Source organism: Eudoraea sp. (genome assembly GCF_049665975.1).
In the GTDB taxonomy this organism is placed as follows: Bacteria; Bacteroidota; Bacteroidia; order Flavobacteriales; family Flavobacteriaceae; genus Eudoraea.
In genome coordinates, this window is sequence record NZ_JBATGR010000284.1 from 1 (window position 1) to 3,835 (window position 3,835).

Sequence of the window (3,835 nt, forward strand, 5' to 3'; positions counted from 1 at the left end):
CAGGAAGTAATGACGGAAGATAACGTACCCTGCAGTATAGACGGAGTGGTTTTCTTTAAGATTAATGATCCGGAAAAGGCGGTCCTGGAAGTCGAGGAATTTACCTTTGCAATAACACAACTTTCTCAAGCCGCATTAAGGGATGTTTGTGGAAAAGTAGAGCTGGATACCATTTTATCAAAACGTGAAGAAATGGGCAAAAATATTAAGAGTATCGTTGAACAGGAAACTCATCAATGGGGTATTGAGATTATAGATGTAAAAATCAAGGATATTCAGTTGCCTGAAAACATGAGACGAATGATGGCCAACCAGGCAGAAGCTGAAAGATCAAGAAGAGCAAGAATCATTCTGGCTCAAGCCGAAGAGCAGGCCGCGGGTAAATTACTGGAAGCCGGGTTGCAAATAGATAAATCGCCTTCTGCAATTAAGTTGAGGTTATATCAGACATTATCCAATATTGCAGCAGAGAAAAATTCTACAATAATCTTTCCATTTCCTGAGGAGGTCTTGCATAGAACTCCCAAGAAAGAAGATTCCTAGAAAATCCTTAAATGGTGTATTTTCAAACACGTCTGGAGGAAGGCTTATACCATAACCAGACTTCACTTCTAAAACTAAATGTAGAAGGAATAGTGCTATTAGCTTGTAGAACAATTTATAAAAAAAAGCAGCTAATTGGGGATTGATCTTTAGATTATTAATCCATATTATTTTTATGCAGATAATATATGCCCCACAACCCATATACAGTTATCAAAGTTAAAACAATGGGAAAGGAAATGTATTTTTCAGGATTCAAAGTAATCGCTTCAGTATCAATATAAATAGTGTATAAATGAACAATGGGCCAATAAACTGAAATTCCCAGGCCGCAAAGCATTAAGAAAGTGCCCCATTTTTTTTCTTTAATTAACCCCAGGACTCCAAGAACCAATATGGGGATATAGAATACCGTATCTCCAAAGGCGAAACCCTTTGCAAATGCTATTCCAACTTTACCAATTTCTTTTTCTGATTCTTGTAACCCCAGGTCTATGGCCAAATTATAATCTATTAATGACAAAGTTTGACCTGCGGTCAAAAAGAGAATTAAAACAATTGCCGTTGAAATTAAAACCCAAAACCCAATATCTTTTTTATTATTCATAACCAGATTTGTAATCGTTGGTTCAATCTCTTATTTTTCTAATTGGGCAAATAGTACTATGTAGTTATGACCAGTTTCTTTTGCACATTTAGGGCAGTAAGCATAATGCACATAATATTTTTCAGCCTTTTCTTTTTGTTTTTTTAAATAGGCGTCCATTTGATTTATAAATTTTGGGATATCATTATAGGCACCATCAAAAACCTTACTTATATAGTTACCCGAGAGTGTTGTGTTATTCGCATTGGGGACGTCATTTGTTACGGAAAGATAGATTTCCGACATAAAGGCGTGCGGATCCGTAAATAATAACAAGATATCTTCTTTATTACTTGACAGATTTTTGGAATCTTCTGCCAGTTTCATCATTTTGGTAACTCGCTTACCTATCATAGGAGGCAATGGGATATGAAAAAAAGTAGGCACGGTACCCTTAATAAACTTTTCCTGATCCCAATTGAATGTCTTTTCACTCCATTTTTCTGGATTAAATTTTGGACAGCATTCTTGTTTTTCCACTTTCATGACTTATTATTTTAAAATACAGTGTAGCGGTAAACAAGACCGATAACTGAATTAGCTTTCCTGGAGCAGTTCTTTCTTTAAAATATTTCTGAATCGGGTTGCGCTTAAATAATGATCTTCAATTAGCTTTCCGTTATGTAACAAGCTGAAAACCCCATAGCCCGAAGGGGCCTGTTTTGCCTCATTTGCGTTACTTAACTTAGTTACATTAAGATCAATACCAAAGTCCAAAGCCGTATTTAGAAGAGCAATTACCGACTTTTCGTGCCATGGGCACTGATCTGCATATACCAAATGCCAGCCCTTATATTTCTTTTGATTTGCTGTCCAGTCTATTAGTTCGGGGTCTTTAGTTACAGGTTCCCATTTTTTACACATCAATTCAAACCTGCCCCTTTGATCAACTTGTTTAAAACCGTTATTTTCAAAGATCCTTTTGTCCGAAATCCAGGCGCCCTTGCTGGTCATCACGCAAATACCTGCCAATTCTTGTTTTATAGCCTCATTTTCGGCTTCTTTTATAAGTAATGATCCATACCCCTTGTTTTTATTTTTATTGGGATATACATACATACAGTGAATAAACATCAGGTTATTTCCTGCAACCGGGCGCCAGGCATTGATCACAGGTATATACTCAATAAAACCTATCATTTTATCAGTATCGTCTTTAAGAATTTTCATCCGTAATCCAAGCTTATATTGTTTCTCGAACCATATTCGCTTGCTTTGGAACCCGGGCTTCTTAATATCCTTGATGCAAAAAAGCGTTTCTTCTTGTACATTTTCAGGGGTAACATCTATAATTTTTGTCATTTTCACATGCTTTTAGCTTTCAATGGACTTTGCTTAAATTCCAAAAGTCTTCAGCTTCTTTTTCCATTTTTTCCAGCCTTGTGTAGTAATCTGGAAATTCTTTTAAATGAGCCCATGCAATTTTCCCTGTAAGGTATTTGTCATCATTGGTAACATTGGTTTCCGGAAACCGTGTTCCGTGTTCAAATTCTACATTAATTCCATCAGTAAATTCGTCCAAACTTACTTCTTCCCAATTGATGCCAAGAGATTGTCCAATCTCTTTGGCCTCATGTTTTTTAATTTTTTTCATTTTCTATAATCTTTTAAATTGAATTTATTATTGCTGATTGTAGTTGCGTTATTATAATAGTCCATTATAAATCATTTCTACGGCGGCTTTACTTGTTATTGTGGCCCCGGAGAGACCGTCAACTATAGTATAACCTTCAATTATGGTCCTGCCAGCCTGGTTTAATCCAAAGCTGTTGGAATCCCCGTATATTGCTTTACCAATAAATTGATTCTCAAAAGCTTCCTGATTAATTTCCGCTCCATATCCTTCAGATTCAGCCAAATGATCAAAAGCAATATCCAGAATTTGATTACTTTTTTTATCTACTAGAAATATTGGTTGTATCAGTAAAAGTGATTTTGGCAAATTTAGTAACTCCTTTTCCTCAGTGGTAATTTGTTTTGGTTTAGTAAGATTAGATTCTTCGTTAACAGACTTTTCTATTACAGGCTTGCCCCTGCAGCTCCAGTTTCCTGCAAAAAGCAGAACTAATATCAAACTAAAGCATGTATTTATTACTTTGGAGAACATGTAGTTTTTTAACCAGCCATTAATCCACCATCTATTACATAAGTGTTTCCGTTTACATATTTGCTTTCATCTGAAGCAAGATAAAGAACCAGATTAGAAATTTCTAAAGCTTCTGCATACCTGCCATAAGGCACAATGGCCTCAAAACCTTTTTGAACTTCGGCTGAATTATCTGGAGAAATATCCGTTTCTATTCTTCGCATCATTTGGGTGTTTACAGGTCCCGGATGTACGGTATTTACACGTATTTTTCTATCTGAAAATTCTAAAGCAGCCACTCTCATTATCCCAATAACACCGTGTTTACTAGTCACATATGCTCCTAAACCCTTAAATCCTTTAAGTCCGGCTACCGAAGATGTGATAATCACAGATCCACCTTCCACCATTTTTGGAATTACATATTTACATCCATACCATGCTCCCTTAAGATTAACGGCTATTACCTTATCAAATACCTCATTGGGATAGTCTTCAATAGAACTGGAGGCTCCTTCGATTCCCGCATTATTAAAGAACAGATTTATTTTGCCAAATTT

The 3,835-nt window shown here is 36.0% G+C and carries 7 protein-coding genes; 1 reads left to right on the forward strand and 6 read right to left on the reverse strand.

All coding sequences use genetic code 11. The features are described from left to right. Positions 1–543: SPFH domain-containing protein (locus WBN20_RS10030; protein ID WP_424281582.1), on the forward strand; the 543-nt coding region annotated here is incomplete at its 5' end. 157 nt (positions 544–700) lie between these two features. Here the strand turns inward: WBN20_RS10030 and WBN20_RS10035 are convergent. From WBN20_RS10035 to WBN20_RS10060, 6 genes are all read right to left on the reverse strand, one after another. Continuing rightward, a complete protein-coding gene (locus tag WBN20_RS10035) occupies positions 701–1,150 on the reverse strand; it encodes a hypothetical protein (protein ID WP_424273331.1) in 450 nt (149 codons plus the stop codon). Positions 1,151–1,180: 30 nt separating this feature from the next. After that, a complete protein-coding gene (locus tag WBN20_RS10040; RefSeq protein ID WP_424281583.1) occupies positions 1,181–1,675 on the reverse strand; it encodes a hydrolase in 495 nt (164 codons plus the stop codon). 51 nt (positions 1,676–1,726) lie between these two features. Then, positions 1,727–2,491, reverse strand: coding sequence for a GNAT family N-acetyltransferase (locus WBN20_RS10045; RefSeq protein WP_424281584.1), 765 nt, complete (start codon positions 2,489–2,491; stop codon positions 1,727–1,729). A 19-nt stretch (positions 2,492–2,510) separates the two neighbouring features. Further along, positions 2,511–2,783 (reverse strand): DUF5661 family protein, encoded by a 273-nt coding sequence (locus tag WBN20_RS10050; protein ID WP_424273328.1) that lies wholly within the window; start codon positions 2,781–2,783, stop codon positions 2,511–2,513. 51 nt (positions 2,784–2,834) lie between these two features. Beyond that, on the reverse strand, positions 2,835–3,263 hold the full coding sequence (locus WBN20_RS10055; RefSeq protein WP_424281585.1) for an FMN-binding protein: 429 nt from the start codon (positions 3,261–3,263) through the stop codon (positions 2,835–2,837). A 41-nt stretch (positions 3,264–3,304) separates the two neighbouring features. Further along, positions 3,305–3,835 (reverse strand): SDR family NAD(P)-dependent oxidoreductase (locus WBN20_RS10060; protein WP_424281586.1); only part of this gene is annotated, 531 nt, incomplete at its 5' end.

Bases quoted from the DNA above. Each gene is read 5' to 3' on its own strand.
- WBN20_RS10035 (WP_424273331.1), bottom strand. From the start codon at position 1,150: ATGAATAATAAAAAAGATATTGGGTTTTGGGTTTTAATTTCAACGGCA.
- WBN20_RS10040 (WP_424281583.1), bottom strand. From the start codon at position 1,675: ATGAAAGTGGAAAAACAAGAATGCTGTCCAAAATTTAATCCAGAAAAA.
- WBN20_RS10050 (WP_424273328.1), bottom strand. From the start codon at position 2,783: ATGAAAAAAATTAAAAAACATGAGGCCAAAGAGATTGGACAATCTCTT.
- WBN20_RS10045 (WP_424281584.1), bottom strand. From the start codon at position 2,491: ATGACAAAAATTATAGATGTTACCCCTGAAAATGTACAAGAAGAAACG.